Origin of the sequence: uncultured Sphingomonas sp., from assembly GCF_964243315.1 — a bacterium.
Lineage (GTDB): Bacteria > Pseudomonadota > Alphaproteobacteria > Sphingomonadales > Sphingomonadaceae > Sphingomonas.
Map to the genome: position 1 here is coordinate 1 of NZ_CAXTEM010000012.1, position 18,434 is coordinate 18,434.

Annotated in this window: 22 protein-coding genes, 1 tRNA gene and 2 pseudogenes; 7 read left to right on the forward strand and 18 right to left on the reverse strand. The window is 66.5% G+C overall.

Annotated features, from left to right (window positions below; genetic code table 11):
• The 4 genes from ACFE77_RS05860 to ACFE77_RS05875 form a co-directional block, all read right to left on the reverse strand.
• On the reverse strand, window positions 1–1,178 hold a 1,178-nt coding region (locus tag ACFE77_RS05860), incomplete at its 3' end, for a methyl-accepting chemotaxis protein (RefSeq protein WP_375420695.1).
• Window positions 1,179–1,385: 207 nt separating this feature from the next.
• Window positions 1,386–1,808: a hypothetical protein gene (locus ACFE77_RS05865; RefSeq protein WP_375420696.1), complete on the reverse strand. Its 423-nt coding sequence runs from the start codon at window positions 1,806–1,808 to the stop codon at window positions 1,386–1,388.
• Window positions 1,798–2,091 carry a rod-binding protein gene (locus ACFE77_RS05870; RefSeq protein ID WP_375420697.1) on the reverse strand — a complete coding sequence of 98 codons (294 nt, stop codon included), beginning with the start codon at window positions 2,089–2,091 and terminating at the stop codon, window positions 1,798–1,800. Before ACFE77_RS05870 ends, ACFE77_RS05865 begins: the two co-directional genes overlap by 11 nt.
• Window positions 2,088–3,164 (reverse strand): flagellar basal body P-ring protein FlgI, encoded by a 1,077-nt coding sequence (locus ACFE77_RS05875; RefSeq protein ID WP_375420760.1) that lies wholly within the window; start codon window positions 3,162–3,164, stop codon window positions 2,088–2,090. The genes ACFE77_RS05870 and ACFE77_RS05875 overlap by 4 nt, the downstream gene beginning before the upstream one ends.
• A gap of 125 nt (window positions 3,165–3,289) precedes the next feature.
• Between ACFE77_RS05875 and ACFE77_RS05880 the strand changes: the two genes are divergently transcribed.
• Window positions 3,290–3,703 (forward strand): flagellar assembly protein FliX, encoded by a 414-nt coding sequence (locus tag ACFE77_RS05880; RefSeq protein ID WP_375420698.1) that lies wholly within the window; start codon window positions 3,290–3,292, stop codon window positions 3,701–3,703.
• A 10-nt stretch (window positions 3,704–3,713) separates the two neighbouring features.
• Here ACFE77_RS05880 and ACFE77_RS05885 read toward each other — a convergent pair whose 3' ends face one another.
• From ACFE77_RS05885 to flgC, 5 genes are read right to left on the reverse strand one after another with little or no spacing between them, the layout of a single operon-like run.
• Entirely contained in the window at window positions 3,714–4,775 is a 1,062-nt protein-coding gene (locus ACFE77_RS05885) for a flagellar biosynthesis protein FlhB (protein ID WP_375420699.1), read from the reverse strand.
• Between the two features lies 1 nt (window position 4,776).
• Window positions 4,777–5,544, reverse strand: coding sequence for a flagellar biosynthetic protein FliR (gene fliR / locus ACFE77_RS05890; protein ID WP_375420700.1), 768 nt, complete (start codon window positions 5,542–5,544; stop codon window positions 4,777–4,779).
• On the reverse strand, window positions 5,541–5,804 hold the full coding sequence (gene fliQ, locus ACFE77_RS05895; protein WP_375420701.1) for a flagellar biosynthesis protein FliQ: 264 nt from the start codon (window positions 5,802–5,804) through the stop codon (window positions 5,541–5,543). The genes fliR and fliQ overlap by 4 nt, the downstream gene beginning before the upstream one ends.
• A 40-nt stretch (window positions 5,805–5,844) precedes the next feature.
• Window positions 5,845–6,171: a flagellar hook-basal body complex protein FliE gene (locus tag ACFE77_RS05900; RefSeq protein ID WP_375420702.1), complete on the reverse strand. Its 327-nt coding sequence runs from the start codon at window positions 6,169–6,171 to the stop codon at window positions 5,845–5,847.
• Between the two features lie 12 nt (window positions 6,172–6,183).
• Window positions 6,184–6,591 carry a flagellar basal body rod protein FlgC gene (flgC, locus tag ACFE77_RS05905; RefSeq protein ID WP_375420703.1) on the reverse strand — a complete coding sequence of 136 codons (408 nt, stop codon included), beginning with the start codon at window positions 6,589–6,591 and terminating at the stop codon, window positions 6,184–6,186.
• Window positions 6,592–6,708: 117 nt separating this feature from the next.
• Here flgC and ACFE77_RS05910 point away from each other — a divergent pair.
• The 3 genes and pseudogenes from ACFE77_RS05910 to fliP all read left to right on the forward strand — a co-directional run.
• Window positions 6,709–6,855 (forward strand): annotated as a pseudogene (locus ACFE77_RS05910) (FliM/FliN family flagellar motor switch protein); the annotation flags it as partial.
• A 103-nt stretch (window positions 6,856–6,958) separates the two neighbouring features.
• Window positions 6,959–7,222 (forward strand): hypothetical protein, encoded by a 264-nt coding sequence (locus ACFE77_RS05915; protein ID WP_375420762.1) that lies wholly within the window; start codon window positions 6,959–6,961, stop codon window positions 7,220–7,222.
• Window positions 7,212–7,943 carry a flagellar type III secretion system pore protein FliP gene (gene fliP, locus ACFE77_RS05920; protein WP_375420704.1) on the forward strand — a complete coding sequence of 244 codons (732 nt, stop codon included), beginning with the start codon at window positions 7,212–7,214 and terminating at the stop codon, window positions 7,941–7,943. Before ACFE77_RS05915 ends, fliP begins: the two co-directional genes overlap by 11 nt.
• 221 nt (window positions 7,944–8,164) lie before the next feature.
• Here the strand turns inward: fliP and bfr are convergent, their stop codons facing one another.
• The 3 genes from bfr to purL all read right to left on the reverse strand — a co-directional run bounded on the left by bfr (window position 8,165) and on the right by purL (window position 11,298).
• Window positions 8,165–8,680 carry a bacterioferritin gene (gene bfr, locus ACFE77_RS05925; RefSeq protein ID WP_375420761.1) on the reverse strand — a complete coding sequence of 172 codons (516 nt, stop codon included), beginning with the start codon at window positions 8,678–8,680 and terminating at the stop codon, window positions 8,165–8,167.
• 124 nt (window positions 8,681–8,804) lie between these two features.
• On the reverse strand, window positions 8,805–8,975 hold the full coding sequence (locus tag ACFE77_RS05930; protein WP_375420705.1) for a bacterioferritin-associated ferredoxin: 171 nt from the start codon (window positions 8,973–8,975) through the stop codon (window positions 8,805–8,807).
• A gap of 88 nt (window positions 8,976–9,063) precedes the next feature.
• Entirely contained in the window at window positions 9,064–11,298 is a 2,235-nt protein-coding gene (gene purL, locus ACFE77_RS05935) for a phosphoribosylformylglycinamidine synthase subunit PurL (RefSeq protein ID WP_375420706.1), read from the reverse strand.
• 129 nt (window positions 11,299–11,427) lie between these two features.
• Here purL and ACFE77_RS05940 point away from each other — a divergent pair, with 129 nt between their 5' ends.
• Entirely contained in the window at window positions 11,428–11,709 is a 282-nt protein-coding gene (locus tag ACFE77_RS05940; RefSeq protein ID WP_375420707.1) for a hypothetical protein, read from the forward strand.
• Window positions 11,710–11,876: 167 nt separating this feature from the next.
• Here the strand turns inward: ACFE77_RS05940 and map are convergent, their stop codons facing one another.
• On the reverse strand, window positions 11,877–12,701 hold the full coding sequence (gene map / locus ACFE77_RS05945; protein WP_375420708.1) for a type I methionyl aminopeptidase: 825 nt from the start codon (window positions 12,699–12,701) through the stop codon (window positions 11,877–11,879).
• Between the two features lie 50 nt (window positions 12,702–12,751).
• On the opposite strand from map, the gene ACFE77_RS05950 reads away from it, so the two are divergent.
• Window positions 12,752–13,522 carry a competence/damage-inducible protein A gene (locus ACFE77_RS05950; RefSeq protein ID WP_375420709.1) on the forward strand — a complete coding sequence of 257 codons (771 nt, stop codon included), beginning with the start codon at window positions 12,752–12,754 and terminating at the stop codon, window positions 13,520–13,522.
• Window positions 13,523–13,544: 22 nt separating this feature from the next.
• Here ACFE77_RS05950 and ACFE77_RS05955 read toward each other — a convergent pair.
• The 4 genes and pseudogenes from ACFE77_RS05955 to ACFE77_RS05970 form a co-directional block, all read right to left on the reverse strand.
• Window positions 13,545–13,618 (reverse strand) — tRNA-Gly (locus ACFE77_RS05955).
• A gap of 65 nt (window positions 13,619–13,683) precedes the next feature.
• The gene (pncB, locus tag ACFE77_RS05960) at window positions 13,684–14,994 is read right to left on the reverse strand and encodes a nicotinate phosphoribosyltransferase (protein ID WP_375420710.1); all 1,311 of its coding nucleotides are present in this window, start codon (window positions 14,992–14,994) and stop codon (window positions 13,684–13,686) included.
• A 16-nt stretch (window positions 14,995–15,010) separates the two neighbouring features.
• The gene (locus ACFE77_RS05965; protein WP_375420711.1) at window positions 15,011–16,012 is read right to left on the reverse strand and encodes an anion permease; all 1,002 of its coding nucleotides are present in this window, start codon (window positions 16,010–16,012) and stop codon (window positions 15,011–15,013) included.
• A 3-nt stretch (window positions 16,013–16,015) separates the two neighbouring features.
• Window positions 16,016–16,660, reverse strand: a pseudogene (locus tag ACFE77_RS05970) (DUF47 domain-containing protein); the annotation flags it as partial.
• A gap of 130 nt (window positions 16,661–16,790) precedes the next feature.
• Here ACFE77_RS05970 and ACFE77_RS05975 point away from each other — a divergent pair.
• The gene (locus tag ACFE77_RS05975) at window positions 16,791–17,567 is read left to right on the forward strand and encodes a metallophosphoesterase family protein (protein ID WP_375420712.1); all 777 of its coding nucleotides are present in this window, start codon (window positions 16,791–16,793) and stop codon (window positions 17,565–17,567) included.
• Between the two features lie 116 nt (window positions 17,568–17,683).
• Here ACFE77_RS05975 and ACFE77_RS05980 read toward each other — a convergent pair.
• On the reverse strand, window positions 17,684–18,434 hold a 751-nt coding region (locus tag ACFE77_RS05980), incomplete at its 5' end, for a TetR/AcrR family transcriptional regulator (RefSeq protein ID WP_375420713.1).

Below are 18,434 nucleotides of genomic sequence, written 5' to 3' on the forward strand. Positions count from 1 at the left end.
GCGGCGTTCTGCTGGGTGGACTGGTCCATCGTGCCCACCGCGGCCGAGATCTGCGTGATCGCCGCCGACTGCGCCTGGTTGTCTGCGGCCATCGTCGCGAGCAGCTCGTGGACCTGGGTCACGTCGCCCGAGATGTCGGCGAGCGCGCCGTCGACCTTCTGCACCGCTTCCACCGCGGTGACGATGTCGGTCTGGGTCACCGTCAGCTGGTCGCGCGCGCGCTTGGCTTCTTCCTCGGCACGCATCGCCAGCGCGGAGACGAGATCGGCGACCACCGCGAAGCCGCGACCGGCGTCGCCCGCACGCCCGGCTTCGACCGCGGCGTTCATCGCCAGCACGCGGGTCTGGAACGCGATCTTGTCGAGGCCCTCGATGACGCTGTCGATGCCCTTGGCGCTGTCGCTGACCCGGCCCATCGCCTGCACCGCTTCGTCCGCGACCGCACGCCCGCCGCCGACGGTGGCGATCGCCTGGTCGGCACGCTCCACGGTGCGCGAGGCGGCACCCGCCGAGGCCTTCAGCCGCCCGTCCATCTGGGTGATCGACGCCGCGGTCTCCTCGAGGCTGGCGGCGTTGCTCTCGGTCCGGCGCGCGAGATCCTCCGACGCCTGCGCGATCTCGCCCGATCCGGTGCGGATCGAGTTGGCGCTTTCGGTGATGTCGCCGACCAGCGTCCGCAGCCTGCCCAGCGCGTCGTTATAGTCGCTGCGCAGCGTGGCGTAAGCCGCGGGGAACTCCTCCGCGATCGGCATCGTCAGGTCGCCCTCCTTCAGCGCACGAAGGTGGACGCCGAGGATCTCGACGAGCTGCTCCTGCTCGGCGGCGTGCACTGCCTGCGCGGTCGCGGTGCTGCGGAACGTGAACATCGCCTTGGTCATCCGGCCCACGCAATCGAGATGGTCGGTGAACTCGATCGGCGTAGCGGTGTCGCCGGCCGCGAGCGCCTCCATGCGCACCACCGTCGCGACATAGGGGTCGCACACCGCGGTCCGGAACTTAGCGCCGATGATCGCCGCGGCGAGCGTCGCTACGCTGCCCGTCGCGATGCCGATCACCGGCATGTCGAGCGCCCAGGCGATCACCGCGCCGAGCGTCGCCAGGCCGGCGAGGCCGGTCATCGTGCCGGAGACGACGGACATCTTGAGACGGATCGGTGCGGTCGTGCGAAACCAATGCATGAGCAGTTCCCTTGATACGGCACCGGACATCTGCGTCCGATCGCCGAGCTCTCAACCCTGAATATAGGCCGAAGTGGAACTGCCCGGGCATCATATGGTATTTATAAGGTGGTTTACGGAAGATCGGTTATGTCGGCCGAGTATATCTACTTAGTCGCATTCGACACTAGTTTGTCGGTGTTTAATGATCGCTGTCAACATGCGCTTCTAATATTCGCTGTTCACCGAGATCGGCGTCGGTAGGTCGGCATGGGTCAGCGCGCCCTTCGCGCCATAGACGGTGCTGCGTCCACCTGCTGCGCGCTTGGCTTCGGTGGTGATCGCGCCGAGCAGGTCGTCACACAGCGCCATCCGCCGGCCGAGCAGTTGCTGATTCAGATCGAGCTTGTCGAACAGCGACTTGATCGAGGCGCGCAGTTCGGCGTGGGCGGTCTCGTCGAGCTCGGCGGACCAGTCGCGATCGTCGGCGTTGACGCGGACATTTTCCGCCTCGATGATCCCGACCAGCCTGATCTTGGCCGCGACCAGCCCCGGCAGCAGCGGATCGTAGCCGGTGTCCTGCAAGCGGGCATTCTCCTCCTCGATCACCATCCCGAGCGATAGGATCGCCTCGATCAATTCAATCGACATCTGGCTGGCTTCCTTGCAACTTGATGATCTGTTCCATGACCAGCGGGGCGAGGCCGATGCCGCCCCGTCTGGCCATCGCGGTGCCGATCTGTTCGCCGAGCACGCCGCGGAACATCTCCTCGGCATGGCCGCCCGAAAATTGGCCGTCGGTGTCCAGCGAGCCGATCATCAGCTGCGCCATCTGGCCGAGGAACACCGCCTCGAACGCTTCTGCGGTGGCGGCTGCGGTCGGCCCGGGGGCGGGGCGGGGGACCGGGGTGATCGGCGCGATGGCGTCGGTCATTGGACGTCGATCTCGGCCTGGAGCGCGCCCGCGGTCTTCACAGCCTGAAGGATCGAGATCAGGTCGCGCGGCGACACGCCCAACGTGTTGAGCCCGCCGACCAGCGAGCGCAGCGACGCGCCGCCGCCGACCATCGCCAGCGACGCGCCGTTGCCGTCGTCGACGTCGATGCGGCTGCGCGGCAGCACCACCGTCTCGCCTTGCGAGAACGGCGCCGGTTGCGACGCGATCGGCGCCTCGCTGACGCTGATCGTCAGCCCGCCCTGCGCGATCGCGACCGGGCTGATCCGCACGTCGTCGCTCATCACCACAGTGCCGGAGGCTTCGTTGATGACGATGCGCGCGACCTGATCGACGTCGACCGGCAGGTTCTCGACGTCGCCGAGCAGATCGACCACGTCGCCCGCGAAGCCGCCGCCGGGGCCGATCTCGACGGTGCCCGGATCGAGCACCGTTGCGGTGCCGCGGTGGCGCTGGTTGATCGCCGCGGCGATGTGGCGCGCGGTGGTGAAATCGGGGTTCTTGAGCGCGAGCTTCAGGCTGGTCGCGGACCGCAGCGCATAGGGTACTTCGCGTTCGACGATCGCGCCGCCGGCCACCCGCGCGGAGGTCGCGACGCCGCGGCTGACGCTGCCGCCCGCGCCCTGAGCCTTGAAGCCGGACACCGCGACGGGGCCTTGCGCCACCGCATAGATGTCGCCGTCGAGCGCGCGGAGCGAGGTGACCAGCAGCGTCCCGCCCTGAAGGCTGGTGGAATCGCCCAACGCCGATACCTGCACGTCGATCGTCGATCCCGCCCGCGCGAATGGCGGCATCGAGGCGGTGACCGACACTGCGGCGACGTTGGCTGGCTTCATCTTCGCATCGCGGACGTTGACGCCCATTCGCTCGAGCATCGCCTTCATCGTCTCTTCGGTGAAGGGCGAGTTGGTGGTGCGGTCGCCGGTGCCGGCGAGGCCGACCACCAGGCCGTAGCCGACCAGCTGGTTGGTGCGGACGTTCTGGACATCGACGATGTCCTTCACCCGGGTCGACGCCTGCGCCGTGCCGACCGCGGTGATCGCCAGCGCCATTGGTAGCGCACGCAACAGGGCCAGGGTATCGAAACGCATCGTTACTGTGATCCCCGAAGGTGAATGGATTCTCGATATCTTATAGGATAAGAAGCGTGTGTGAGATGCCGGCGACGGAGGTTTATATGCGCGTAGAGGGGGTTCCACCGCTGATCGGGCTGGCAGCGCTATCGGCGGGTGCCGAACGCCGATCGCACGCCAACTTCGACGTCGATCATGGCACCGTGGGCACGGCCCCGCACGGGCCGGCGATGACCCCACCCGCGACCTCGGTCGAGATGCTGGTGGCGCTGGCGTCGGTCGATCCGGTGGTGGAGCGCCGTCGCAAGATGGCGTCCGACGCCGAACGTGGGCTGGCGCTGCTCGAACGCCTGCACCAGGAGGCGATGGGCGGCGAGATCCTGCCCGAACGGCTCGCGCAATTGTCGGAATGGGCGGCGACCTTCAGCTTGCCCGCCGATCCCGCGCTGGCCAGGGTGGCGCGGGACATCGATCTTCGCGTCCGCGTCGAACTGGCCAAGCACGATATCCAGCTCTGAACCGAACTTCTCAGCCCGCCTTACGGGCGAGCCGCATAACATAGCCGATGATCTCCGCCACCGCGGCATAGTGTTCGGTCGGGATCGGGTGGTCGATCTCCGCCGAGGCATGCAGCGCACGGGCAAGCGGCCGGTTCTCGACGATCGGCACCCCCGCCGCGGTCGCAATCTCGCGGATCTTCAGTGCCACCGCGTCGGTGCCCTTCGCGACCACCACCGGTGCGCCCATCTTGCCGTGGTCGTAGCGCAGCGCGACCGCATAATGGGTCGGGTTGGTGATCACGACGCTCGCCTGCGGCACCGCGGCCATCATCCGCTGGCGAGACCGCCGCATCGCGATCTCGCGCATCTTGCCCTTGATCTTCGGGTCGCCCTCGCTGTCCTTGTGCTCGTCCTTCACCTCCTGAAGCGTCATTTTCAGCTTCGTGATCCAGCTGTGGCGCTGGTAGACGAGATCGAACAGCGCGAGCGCGCCGACCGGCACCGCGATCGCCTTCACCAGCAACAATACCAGCCCGCCCGCCGCCGCGCCGGTGGTCCGCGCGTCGGCCCCGACCAGCGCGCCAAGCGCGACGATATGGGGCCGCAGCACCAGGAACGTCACGATCAGGATCGCCGACAGCTTCGCCAGCGTCTTCGCGAATTCGATCAGCGGTGGCACGCCGATCAGGCGCTGCAAGCCGGCGGCAGGCGACAGCTTGCTCCACTTCGGCGCGACCCGCGACCAGTTGATCGTCGGCATCCCGTGCAGCATGCCGCCGAGCAGCGCGAAGGCGATCAGCGTCGCGAACAGCGGCGCGAAGATCAGCGCGAGATGCCCGGCGATGCCGGTGATCATCGCCTGGGCGCCGCCGCCGTCGACGCGAAACTCGTCCGCGCGGCCCCAGATCTCCGCGGCCAGATCCGCGACCCGCGAAAAGGCGTGCATGCCCATCGCGCCGAGGATCACGAGCATCGCCGCGAACGCGGCGGCGTGCCGCATCTCCGGCGCGGTGGGGGTGTCGCCGCGTCGCCGCGCATCGGCGATGCGTTTGCCGCTGGGGGCATGCTTCTTCTGGTCCTTGTCCGCCATGTCAGCGCCAGCCCAACTGAATCCACCCGATCGACGCGTCGGCGAATTGCGACAGGATCGTGCCGAACAAGGCCGCGAACAGCGCGATGCCGAGCAGCAGGTTGAGCGGCTGCGCCACGAAGAAGACCTGGATAGACGGGGTCAGTCGGGCGGCGAGCCCGAGCGCGACGTTGAAGACGATGCCGTAGACCAGCATCGGCGCGGCGAGGCTGACCGCCAGCGCGAGCGAGCGCCCGACGGTGCCGATCGCCAGTTCCGCGAAGTCGCCCGCGGGCGGTAGGCCGCCGACCGGGAACACTGCATAGGACCGGATCAGGGCGCCTATCCACAGATGGTGCACCAGCAATCCCAGGCAGACCACGGCCGCGGCGACGCTCAGCGCCTTGCCAAGCACGGTCGACTGCCCGCCCTGCGCGGGGTCCATGATGATCGCGGACGTCAGCCCGACCTGCAGGCTGATGATCGACCCCGCAGTCGCGATCGCCAGGAACATGATCCGCACCAGCATCCCGAGCGCGAGCCCGGTGAGCAGTTCGGCCAGGATCACGGTCGTCGCGGCATTGATGTCGCGGGCTACGGGCAGGGCGTAGGGCGACAACAGGCCCCAGAGCCCTACGGTCATGCCGAACGCGATCATCAGCCGGATGCGGCCGGGGATCGCGTCTTCCGAGAACACCGGCAACACCATCAACACCGCCCCGACCCTGGCGAACAGGATCAGGAAGGCGACGGCTTCGATCGGAATATGCTGGATCGGGGGCGGCGTCACGGGTGGACGATCCGGTCGGCGATCACGTCGGTGAAGTCGCCGAGCGCATGGCCCATCATCGGCAGCGTCAGCAGCAGAAGCACGCCCATCACCGCGAGTTTCGGGATGAAGGTGAGCGTCTGTTCCTGAAGCTGGGTCAGCGCCTGGAACAGGCTGACCACCAGCCCGACGATCAGCGATGCCATCAGCATCGGGCCGCAGACGGTCAGCGCCAGGATCATCGCGGCCTTGCCGATCTCCATCGCGTCTTCGGGGGTCATCGCGCCTCGGCCTGTCGCAGGAGGAATCGGCAGGTCGGCGTCAGATCTGCATTCGCATGATCTCGGAGTAGGCGCTGACCACCCGGTCGCGGACCGCGACCACGGTGTCGAGCGCGGTCTCGGCCGCACCCATCGCGGTGACGGTGTCGATCAGGTCGCCCTTGCCCGCGACCTGCTTCGCGCTCGCCGCCTCGGCGGTACGCAGCGATCCCGCGGTGCTGCTGACCAACGACGTGACGAGCCCGGCGAAGCTGCCGTCTTCCGATGCGGCGAGGCCGCCGGCGGGCGTGGCGCTGCCGAAACCGTCCTTGCCGATGCCGAGCGCGCGGCCATAGGCGGCGGTGGCGTCCAATGCTCCGATTGACATGCTGATCGGTCCTTACTTCAAGAGATCGATGGTGCGCATCGTGAGGCTCTTGGCCGCCTCGATGGCATTGAGATTGGCCTCGTAGGATCGTTGCGCGGCCTTCATATCCGCGGCCTCGACCAGCGAATTGACGTTCGGCATCGCGACATAGCCCTGTGCGTCGGCGGCGGCGCTGCCCGGCCGGTACACCTTCTTGAAGGCGCCCTTGTCGGTGTCGATCGACTGCACCTTCACCCCGACCGATCCGTCCTTGCGGTCGATCTCGGGCTTGAAGGTCGCGACGCGGCGCCGATACGGATCGCCGCCGGCGACTGTCGCGGTCGAATCCGCATTCGCCAGGTTTTCGGCGATGATCCGCATCCTGAGCGATTGCGCGCGCAGTCCGGTTGCCGACACCTGCACCGAGTTGGTCAGGTCCATGATGATCTCCTGGGCCACCGACAATGGCGCCCACGGTTCCAATCATAGGCAAGAATTGCCCGGCCCGGTCGGGACCCGGCAATTCTTTCCTATGATGACCGCATGGAAGGAACGACCATGACCATCTTAGAGGACATCCACATCGAGCTATCGATCGTGCTGGGGTCCGCCAACATCCCGATCCGCCAGATCCTGCACATGAGCCGCGGCGCGATGATCCCGCTAGATTGCGGCCACGACGATCCGACGATGGTCTTCGTCAACGGCAAGGCGGTCGCGAAGGGGAGGGTGTTCGTTAACGAGGATCAGATGTCGCTCGGGGTCGCTCGGCATCATCCTCGGGTTGCTAGCCGCGGCCTTGTGGATCGTGCGCCGTTACGACATCGCGCTGCCCGGCCGGGTCGGCGCGGGTGTGGGCAGCGGCCGGCGGGTCGCGGTGATCGAGCGGGTCCAGCTCGACGCGAAACGCTCACTGGTGCTGCTGCGGCGCGACGACCGTGAACATCTGTTCGTGCTGCTGCCCGACCGGGTCGCGGTGCTCGAGACCGGTATCGCGCCGCCCTGCTTCGCGCCCGCCAAGCAGGACATGGTGTTGTGCGCCGAGCTGGAGGCGGACTGGTATGCGCAGTAAGGCGCTCCGCCTGACGCTGGGGTTCGCGCTGGTCTGTACCCCGGGTGCGGCGATGGCGCAGAGCGCGAGCGTCGCGTTCGGGGACGGCACGCTGTCGGCCAAGGCGATTCAGCTGGTGCTGATGCTGACGGTGCTGAGCCTCGCTCCCGGCATCCTGATGACCGTCACCTCGTTCACGCGCATCGTCGTCGCGCTGTCGCTGCTGCGGACCGGGATCGGCGCGCAGGGCGTGCCGCCCAACCCGGTGATCATCAGCCTCGCGCTGTTCCTGTCGTTCTTCGTGATGGCACCGACCTTCGACCAGGCGTGGCAACAGGGCGTGAAGCCCTATACCGCGGGCAAGATCGACGAGACCGCGGCGTTCGCGAGGACCGCCGAACCGTTCCGCCGATTCATGCTGACCCAGGTACGCGACGACGACCTCAAGCTGTTCACGACGCTGGCGAAGAAGCCACCGGTCGCGCGCGTCGACACCGCGCTGCCGACGCTGGTGCCGGCGTTCATGATCTCCGAACTGCGCCGCGCGTTCGAGATCGGCTTCCTGCTGCTGCTACCGTTCCTGGTGATCGACCTCGCGGTCGGTGCGGTGCTGATGGCGATGGGCATGATGATGCTGCCCCCGCCGACGATCTCGCTGCCGATGAAGATCATCTTCTTCGTGCTGGTCGACGGCTGGGCGATGGTTGCAGGGTCTTTGGTGCGGAGTTTTGGGACGGGGTGAGGCGAGCGATATGGTCGGGACCCGCGAAATCAGCTGATTACCATTTACGCTCCAACACCACCCACAACTCGCTACCACCCCGGCGGAGGCCGGGGCCCAGGTGGGAAGGCCGATGTGACTTCGCGCTGGGCTTCGTTACGTGCCGTCCCCGAATGGGCCCCGGCCTTCGCCGGGGTGGCGAAAATGCGGGGTGGTCGAGGCTCCATAACCAACCCAGCCACTCACCCCTTCGCGTAAGGCGCAGCGCCCGATTTCGGCGCGTCATGTTCGCTCAGCGAATTCAGCTGGATGTAGTTGTGGATCCCCATCCGCTCGATCATCTCGAACTGGCGTTCCAGCGTGTCGACATGTTCTTCTTCGCCCGCGAGGATATAGGCGAACAGGTCGCGGCTGACGAAATCCTTCACGGTCTCGCAATAGGCGACCGCCTCCTTCAACTGCCCGACCGCCTCGAGTTCGAGCGCGAGATCCGACCGAAGCGCTTCCTCCACGGTGTCGCCGATCCGCAGCCGTCCGAGCAGCTGGAAGTTCGGCAGACCGTCGAGGAACAGGATCCGCTCCGACAGCGAGTCGGCGTGCTTCATTTCGTCGATCGATTCGTGGCGCTCGAATTGCGCGAGCTTGTACACGCCCCAATGGTCGAACAGGCGATAGTGCAGCCAATATTGATTGACCGCGGTCAGCTCGTTCTTGAGCGCCTCGTTCAGATACTCGATGACCCGCGGGTCGCCCTTCATCGCCATACTCCGCCCCTTTGCTGGCGTGACTGTAGCGGGCGGCGCAGAGCCACGGCAAGCGCGAAGGTAAACGGGCCCGGGACCTGCGGTCACTACCTAGATGAATTTGCGCCGATCAGGCGGCTCAGGCGGCGGCGCGTTCCTCGTCGATGATCGCGCGGGCGATCACCGTACACTGACCGCATTTCGGCTGGCGACCCATCGAGCGGAACGCCTGGCAGGCGGTCATGCAGCCTTGGCGCGCGGCATCGCGCACCTGGTTCTCACGGATAGCATTGCAGACGCATACGACCATCGGGATCCCCCTCGCTATCGAGGCGAATACCGCTAATGAGAACAACTCGCAAGCGTTTTTGCGTTGCAGTCGCAATAAGTGTCGATCGCTAGGCGAGGGCGGCGTCGGCACCCATCAGCATCGGGAAGAAGCCTTCGTGCGCCGTACGCAGGTCGTCGAGCGCGACGACATGATCGCTGTCGGGCAGCTCGAAAATCAGCCGGCGCCCACCGGTGCGGCCGAGCGGCTCGACCTCGACGTCGGCGGCATGCGCCTCCGCCAGCACGTCCATCAGTGCATGATCGTGGACGGTGACCACGTACACGCCCTGGTCCTCGGCGAAGAAGGCGCGCGGGCAGTCGAACGGCTGCTTGCGATCGATCATCGCACCGACATTGCCTGCCAACGCCATCTCCGCGACCGTGACCGCGATGCCGCCGTCGGCGACGTCGTGAACCGCGCTCAAATAGCCGGCGTCGATGCACTTGCGGATGAAGTCGCCGGTGCGACGCTCCGCCGCGAGATCGACCGTCGGCGGCGGACCCGCCTCGATGCCCTCGCGGCCATGTCGCTCGCGCAGCCACAGCGACTGGCCGAGATGCCCGGCGCGCGTCCCCACGGTCAGGATGATGTCGCCGATTCCCTTGAACGCGATCGTCGCGCTCTTCGACCAGTCGGCGAGCAGCCCGATGCCGCCGATCGCGGGGGTCGGCAGGATCGCGGTGCCGCTGCCGTCGGTATCGCTCTTGGTCTCGTTGTAGAGGCTGACATTGCCCGACACGATCGGGAAGTCGAGCGCGGCGCATGCCTCCGCCATCCCCTCGATGCATCCCACCAGCTGCCCCATGATCTCGGGCCGCTGCGGGTTGCCGAAATTGAGGCAGTCGGTGGTCGCGAGCGGCTTCGCGCCGACCGCGGTCAGGTTGCGCCAGCATTCCGCGATCGCCTGCTTGCCGCCTTCATACGGGTCCGCGAAGCAATAGCGCGGGGTGCAGTCGGTGCTGATCGCGAGGCCCTTGGCGGTGCCGTGGACGCGGACCACCGCGGCGTCGCCGCCTGGCCGCTGCACGGTGTTGGCGCCGACCATGTGGTCGTACTGCTCCCAGATCCAGCGCCGCGACGCGAGATCGGGCGACGCCATCAACGCGAGCAGGTCGGCGGCCAGATCGGTCTTGGTCGGCAGCTCGCCGAGCGCGGCGGGGGCAGGGGTCTTCACGTGCGGCCGGTCATAGGCCGGCGCGTCGTCGGCAAGGGGCCCGAGCGGGATGTCGCAGACGGTCTCGCCCTTGAAGGTCAGGACCATCCGCCCGGTGTCGGTCACGCGCCCGATCACCGCGAAGTCGAGCTCCCACTTGCGAAAGATCGCCTCCGCCTCGGCCTCGCGGCCGGGCTTCAGGACCATCAGCATCCGCTCCTGGCTTTCGCTCAGCATCATCTCGTACGGCGTCATGCCGGTTTCGCGCTGCGGCACGTCGTCCATCTTCAGCTCGATGCCGACGCCGCCCTTCGACGCCATCTCGACCGACGACGAGGTCAGCCCCGCCGCGCCCATGTCCTGGATGGCGACGATCACGTCGGTCGCCATCAGCTCCAGGCATGCCTCGATCAGCAGCTTTTCGGTGAACGGATCACCGACCTGGACGGTGGGGCGCTTCTCCTCCGAATCCTCGGAAAAGTCCGCCGACGCCATCGTCGCGCCATGGATGCCGTCGCGCCCGGTCTTGCTGCCGACATAGACGATCGGATTGCCGATGCCTGACGCCGCTGAATAGAAGATCTTGTCGGTGTCGGCGATCCCGACGGTCATCGCATTGACCAGGATGTTGCCGTCATAGGCCGAATGGAAATTGACCTCGCCGCCGACCGTAGGAACGCCGACACAATTGCCGTAGCCGCCGATGCCGTGGACCACGCCCGCGATCAGATGGCGCATCTTGGGGTGATCGGGCCGGCCGAAGCGCAGCGCGTTGAGATTGGCGATCGGCCGCGCGCCCATCGTGAACACGTCGCGCAGGATGCCGCCGACTCCCGTTGCCGCGCCCTGATAGGGTTCGATGTAGGACGGGTGGTTGTGGCTCTCCATCTTGAAAATCGCCGCCTGACCGTCGCCGATATCGACCACGCCCGCATTCTCACCGGGGCCGCAGATCACCTGCGGGCCGGTGGTCGGCAGCTTTTTCAGGTGGATGCGGCTCGATTTGTAGCTGCAATGCTCGGACCACATCACCGAAAAGATGCCGAGTTCGACGAGGTTCGGCTCGCGGCCGAGCGCGTGCAGGACGCGGTCATATTCGTCGGGGGAAAGGCCGTGTTCGGCGACGATCTGGGGCGTGATCTCGGTCATGCGCGCATGCCTTAGCGATGCGGCCGCACCGCGTCACTATCGTCGCCGAACATGGTGACCGCCAGGTTAAACATACCCGTTCAATCGTTTGCAACGAAGGCTTGCTACGCTGCGACCCAGGAGGTGCTTATGCCGGCCGAAACCATCGGGTATCCGTTACCCGTCATCAAGAACGGATATGCCTGCCTCAACGAGTTCGAGATCGAGCTTGCGCGCAAGAATATCGATCCGGCCCGGCCGAGGGCCGTTCCCGAGTCGAGCAGGCCGCCCGTCGCCGCCGTACAGGCCATGACGGAGCAACGTCCGCGTCCCGAGGATGCCTTGGAGCCCGGAAGCGTCACCGGCTATGACGCCGATGCGATCCGGCGATCGCCCGCAACGAGCGGTACGCTGCTGTCGCTGACTGCCTGAGGGATCGAAAAGGTGAACGACGCGCGCGGCGCATAGCGGCACGCGGCGAATGCCTTACCCCGGTTTGAGCCGATGGGCGTTGGCGTAATTCCTCCCTCGCTTCAGCGGGGAGGAATAGGTCATGCCGAGACCTCGTCAGCAGTAAAGCGTTCGCCGCAAACCGTCCGTCAATAAGGCGGCTGGTGAAACCCCGCCGGGCTCACCGTGAAGATCTCGCATCCGCTTTCGGTAATCCCCACCGAATGCTCGAACTGCGCCGACAGCGACCGGTCGCGCGTCACCGCCGTCCACCCATCCTCGAGCAGCTTCACGTCGGGGCGACCGATGTTGATCATCGGTTCGATCGTGAAGATCATCCCAGGCTTCAACTCGGGTCCCGTGCCCGGGCGACCAACATGCACCACCTCCGGCGCGTCGTGGAACAGCCGACCGACGCCGTGGCCGCAGAAATCGCGGACCACGCCGTAGCGATGCTTCTCGGCATGCCGCTGGATGGCGTGCGCGACATCGCCCATCGTGTTGCCGGGCAACGCCTTCTCGATCCCGAGCATCAGGCATTCATACGTGACTTCGACCAGCCGCTTCGCCTTCAGCGGCACGTCGCCGATCAGGTACATGCGGCTGGTGTCACCGTGCCAGCCATCGACGATCGGGGTGACGTCGACATTTACGATATCCCCCGATTTCAGCGTCTTCTCGCTGGGGATGCCGTGGCAGACGACATGGTTGATCGAGATACAGGTCGAATGCGTGTAGCCGCGATAGCCTAGCGTCGCGGGGACGCCGCCGCCGGCCAGCACGAAGTCGTAGATCAGCCGGTCGATCTCGGCGGTGCTCACGCCCGGCACCATGTGCGGCACGAGCATGTCGAGCGTCTCGGCGGCAAGGCGCCCGGCCTTGTGCATGCCCGCGAAAGCGGCAGGGCCGTGGAGCTTGATGGCGCCGGTGCGGCCTTCCGGCGCGTCGGAGGTGACGGTCACGTAATCGGTCATGGCTCCTTTATAGCGTGGCGTGCCCGGTTTTGCGAGGCTATGGCGGCGCCGTGACCGACGAACGAACCCGCGAACGAATCTGGACCGCGGCCCTGGTGGTGATCGGCGACGAGATCCTGTCGGGGCGAACGCAGGACAAGAACATCGCGCAGCTGGCGTCGTGGCTCAACGTCCAGGGCATCCGCCTCGCCGAGGTCCGCGTCGTTGCCGACGATACCGCCGCGATCGTCGAGGCGGTCAACACGCTGCGTGCGCGCAACGACTATCTCTTCACCACCGGCGGCATCGGCCCGACCCATGACGACATCACGGTCGACGCGATCGCGGAGGCGTTGGGTGTCGCGGTCGAGCATCATCCGCAGGCGATGGCGATACTCGAGCAATATTACGCCACCCGCGACGGGCTGACCGAAACCCGCGCGCGGATGGCGCGGGTGCCCGCGGGCGCATCGTTGATCGAGAACCGCGTGTCGGGGGCGCCGGGGATCCGGACCGGCAACGTGTTCATCATGGCGGGGGTGCCGCACATCACTGCGGGCATGCTCGACGCGCTCACCGGCACGCTTGAGGGCGGGCGCCCGGTCGTCTCCAAGACGATCGGCTGCTGGGTCGCCGAGAGCGAAGTCGCCGACCTCCTCCGCGCCGCCGAGAAGGCGCATGAAGGCGTTTCGATCGGCAGCTATCCGTTCTTTCGCGAGGGACGGGTCGGCGCGAATTTCGTCGTCCGCAGCCCCGACGCCGCGCTGGTCGACACCTGCATCGCCGCGCTCGCCGACGCGCTGAGGGCGACCGGGCGCGAGGTCACCGACGGCGGGATCTGACGCGCGGCGCGTTGCTGGGCGATGGAGCGGGTGAAGGGAATCGAACCCTCGTCGTAAGCTTGGGAAGCTTCTGCTCTACCATTGAGCTACACCCGCGACGGCGATGCGATTGCCACAGGGATGGTGGTGCGGTCAACGCCAATAGCCGTACCTTATGGCGCTCAGACCTGAACCGGTGCCTCGGTGCGGCCGGCGCTGCCGAAGACGCGGAGGTAGCGGGCGATTTCGCCTGGGGCGCCGGTCGCCTTGGCGGGGTTATCGGAGAGTTTCACCGCCGGGCGGCCGTTCGCCTCGATCACCTTGCAGACGAGTGACACCGGGGCGAGGGCGCCTTCATCGCTCGCGTCCGGATCGCAGCCGCGGAAATCGTTGGTGAGGTTGGTGCCCCAGCCGAAGCTGGTGCGCACGCGCCCGTGGAAATGGCGGTGCGTCGCCTCGATCGAGTCGACGTCCATGCCGTCTGAGAAGATCAGCAGCTTGCCGCGCGGATCGCGGCCGTGGCGTTGCCACCAGGCGATGATCTCCTCGCCGCCCTCGATCGGTGGCGCGCTGTCGGGACGAAAGCCGGTCCAGTCGGCGAGCCAATCGGGCGCGCCCGCCAGGAACGCGCGGGTGCCGAACGCGTCGGGCAGCGCGATCAGCAGATTGCCGCCATAGCTCGCGCGCCATTCCTCCAGCACCCGGTACGGCGCCGCGGCGAGCGCGGCGTCGTCGGGTGCCAGGGCGGCGGCGACCATCGGCAGTTCGTGTGCGTTGGTGCCGATCGCCTCCAGGTCCGCGTCCATCGCGAGCAGGACGTTGGAGGTGCCGATGAACGCCTTGCCGAGCCCTTCCTTCAGCGCCTCGACGCACCAGCGCTGCCACAGAAAGCCATGCCGCCGACGCGTCCCGAAGTCGGAGATCACCAGATCGGGAAGCCGCTGCAGCCGCTCGACCTTGTCCCACAGCCGCGATTTGGCGCGGGCGTAGAGGACGTCGAGCGCGAACCGTCCCTTGTCGCGCATCGCCGCGCGCGACCGGAGTTCGTTGATGATCGCGAGCGCGGGCACTTCCCACATCGTGGTGTGGGTCCAGGGTCCTGCAAACCGCAGCTCGAACTGCCCGTCCACGGTGCGCAGCTCATAGTCCGGCAGGCGGAACGTGGCGAGCCAGGCGATGAAATCGGGCGTGAACATCCGCGCTTCGCCGGCGAAGGTGTTGCCTGCGAGCCAGATCAGCTCCTTCTTGGTGAAGCGCAGCGTCCGCGCATGATCCAGTTGCGCGCGCAGCTCGCCTTCGTCGACGTCGTCCGCGATCCGCACCGTGCGGGTGCGATTGATCACCGCGAAGGTGACGTCGACGTCGGCGTGGAAGCGCCTGATCAGCTGCACCATCAGCAGCTTGTAGAAATCGGTGTCGAGCAGGCTGCGGACGATCGGATCGAGCCGCCAGTTATGATCGTGAGTTCGGGTGGCGATATCGGTGAAGGTCATCGCGGCCTCGCGTTCCTCAGCCGGCGATCCAGCCGGTGACGAGATAGGTCAGTGCTCCGATCGCGCCCGCCGCGGGCAGCGTGACGACCCAGGCGATGACGATGCGACTCGCGATGTTCCAGCGCACCGCCGACAGCCTGCGCGCCGATCCCACGCCGACGATCGCACCGGTGATGGTGTGGGTCGACGATACCGGGATGCCGCCCATCGTCGCCATGAACAGCGTGATCGCGCCCCCGGTTTCGGCACAAAAGCCCTGCGCGGGGGTCAGCCGGGTGATCTTCGATCCCATCGTGTGGACGATCTTCCACCCGCCCGACATCGTACCGAGCGCCATCGCCGCCTGACACGACAACACCACCCAAAACGGCACGTGGAAGCCGCCGGTCAGCAACCCCTGCGAATAGAGCAGGACGGTGATGATCCCCATCGTCTTCTGCGCATCGTTGGCGCCGTGCCCTAGCGAATAGAGCGCCGCCGACACCAGCTGCAGCTTGCGATAGCGACGGTCGACCCCGAGCGGCGTCAGCCGCAGCGAGGTCCAGGCGACGAGCAGCACCAGCAGCAGCGCCAGGAACATGCCGATGCTGGGCGACAGGAAGATCGCGCCGACGGTCTTGCCGACGCCCGCCCAGACCACGCCGTCGAAACCCGCCTTGGTGAGCCCGGCGCCGAGCAACCCGCCGATCAGCGCGTGGCTGGAGCTCGACGGGATGCCGTAGCGCCAGGTGATGACGTTCCACACGATCGCGCCCATCAGCGCGCCGAAGATCACCTGCGGATCGATGACCGCGGCGTCGACGATGCCCTTGCCGACCGTCCGCGCCACATTGTGATCGAACACCGCGAAGGCGATGAAGTTGAAGAACGCCGCCCACAGCACCGCGTGATGCGGCTTCAACACGCGGGTGGACACCACCGTCGCGATCGAATTGGCGGCGTCGTGCAGGCCGTTCAGGAAATCGAACAGCAGAGCGACGCCGATCAGCGCCACCAGCAGCGTGAAGCTAATCGTCATAGATCAGGCGTGATCGATCACGAGACCCTGGATCTCGTTGGCGATGTCCTCGAATCGATCCGCGGTGCGTTCCAGATGACTGTAGATCTCGCGGCCGATGATGAACTGCATCGGTTCGTTAGCGGTCGCCTTCAGCAGCGCCTTCAGCCCGGTCGCGTGGAATTCGTCGGCTTGGCCTTCCAGTTCGACCAAACGCGCGGTGAGGGTGTGGAGCGCTGCGGCGTTGCTGCCGACCGACCGCAACAGCGGGATCGCTTCCGCGGTGACCCGCGCCGCCTCGACCACGACCGCGACCATCGCGCGCATCTCGGGCGCGAAGACGGTGATGCCGTACAGCTCGATCGACATCGCGGTCTGGTTCATCTGGTCGATCGAATCGTCCATCACCCCGATCAGGTCGGTGATCGCGCTGCGATCGAACGGCGTGACGAAGACGCGACGAACATCTTGCAGCACGTCGCGCGTGATGTCGTCGGCCTGATGTTCGCGGTCGACGATCTCGGCGATGTGCGCCGCGATGTCGCCGTCGCCGCTGAACAGCCGATCGAGCGCCGCCGCGCCCGCGACCAGCGTCGCGGCATGCGCCTCGAACTGTTCGAAGAACCGCCCCTGCTTGGGCATCAGCGCCTGGAACCAGGCAACCATTCCATGTACCCCCAATGGTGTCCGCGGCTCCATCGTTCGCCGCGGGCGAGCAAGCAAGCCGAAACTTGTCGGTCGCTCGCACAGGTTGGTGCGCAAGGGGCAGCTTTTCTCGGGAAGCCGCGTTCAGGGGGTCATGATCAAGCTATTCCATGTCAGCGACGTCCACTTCGGCGCCGAGGATCCCGCCGCGATCGCCTGGTTCGGCGAACGCGTGGCCGACGAGAAACCCGATGCGGTGATCATGACCGGCGACCTGACGATGCGCGCCACCCGCGACGAGTTCCAGCGTGGCGGCGACTGGCTCCGCAGCCTCGGCGTCCCGGTGACGCTGGAGGTCGGCAACCACGACATCCCCTATTATTGGGACCCGTTCCGACGGTTCTTGTCGCCGTACCAGCGTTACGCCGCGGTCGAGAAGATGATCGAGACGCAGCTCGACATCGCAGGCGTGACGATCGTGCCGCTGAAAACCACCGCGCGCGCGCAGTGGCGGTGGAACTGGTCGAAGGGCCGGGTGAGCAAGGGCTCACTGCGCCGGGCGCTGGCGATGATCGAGAGCGTGCCCGCGGGCAATCTGATCTTCGTTGCGGCGCATCATCCGCTGATCGAGGGCCCGACCACCGGCACCGCGCGGACCCGCGGCGGCGATGCCGCGCTCAGCGATCTCGCCGCTGCCGGCGCGCATGCGGTGCTGTCGGGCCATGTCCACGACCCGTTCGACGTGCCTGTGGAGCGGGGCGGCTGGACGTTGCGGATGATCGGCGCGGGCACTCTGTCGAAGCGCACGCGGGGATCGCCGCCCGCCTTCAACGAGATCCGCATCGACGGCGGCAGCTTCTCGACGATCGCGCGAACGATGGACAAGCAGCCGGCGCGGTCGATCAGCGAAACCGTCGAGGCGGGGCGCTAGCTAAGCGAGCTGTGCGTTCCAGTGCTCCTGCGAACGCAGGAGCCCAGGGTAACAGGCGCTGCGTTCATGGCCCTGGGCTCCTGCGTTCGCAGGAGCACTACAAGGTTGTTGACTGATCAGCCCGTCGTTGTTGCCAGCGTCACTGCGCAATTGGCGCGCTCCAGGTCGTCGATCTCGCGCTCGACGATGGCGATCAGCGACGTCACCAGGCCGCAGATGTCGCTTTCGCGGTGCATCAGGCGATAATGCATCAGGCCGAGCGACATCGCGAGGATGGTGTCCGCAAGTGTCGACCGCCGCTGGCTCATCGAAGCTGCGGGCGCGAACAGGCTCAGCGCGGTCAGCATGTTGGCGCGAGCATCAGCCTGAACGGTGGAAAAGATCGCCGCGATCCGTTCGTTGCGCGACGACTCCGCGAGGATCTCGGCAAACATCCGCCCGTCATTGTCGCGCGTGCCGGGGTCGACGAAATTCCGCACCCAAGCCCGCACCGAATCGCGATCGCCGCGATCGACGGCTTCCTTCAGCGGCTCGCCCGCCATGAAATCTACGCAATCGGTTTGTACGATCGCGGCAACGATTTCTTCCTTGCTGGCAAAGTCGCGATAGAGTTGACCGACCGCAACGCCCGACTCCTTCGCGATCTGAGCGATCCCGGTCGCATGAAAACCATTGTCGCAGAACAATATACGCGCCGCATCGATCACCTTCCGGCGACGTGCCGCGGCGCGCCCCCCGGAAGCGGCTGCCGTCAGGCATCCATCGATCAGCATGATTCCTTGCCTTTCATCGAGCTTCCCCGCCTTGACGGAAGCATCTTGTTCGCAGTAGCAGCATATTGCGAGTGAACGCTCACTCACATACATC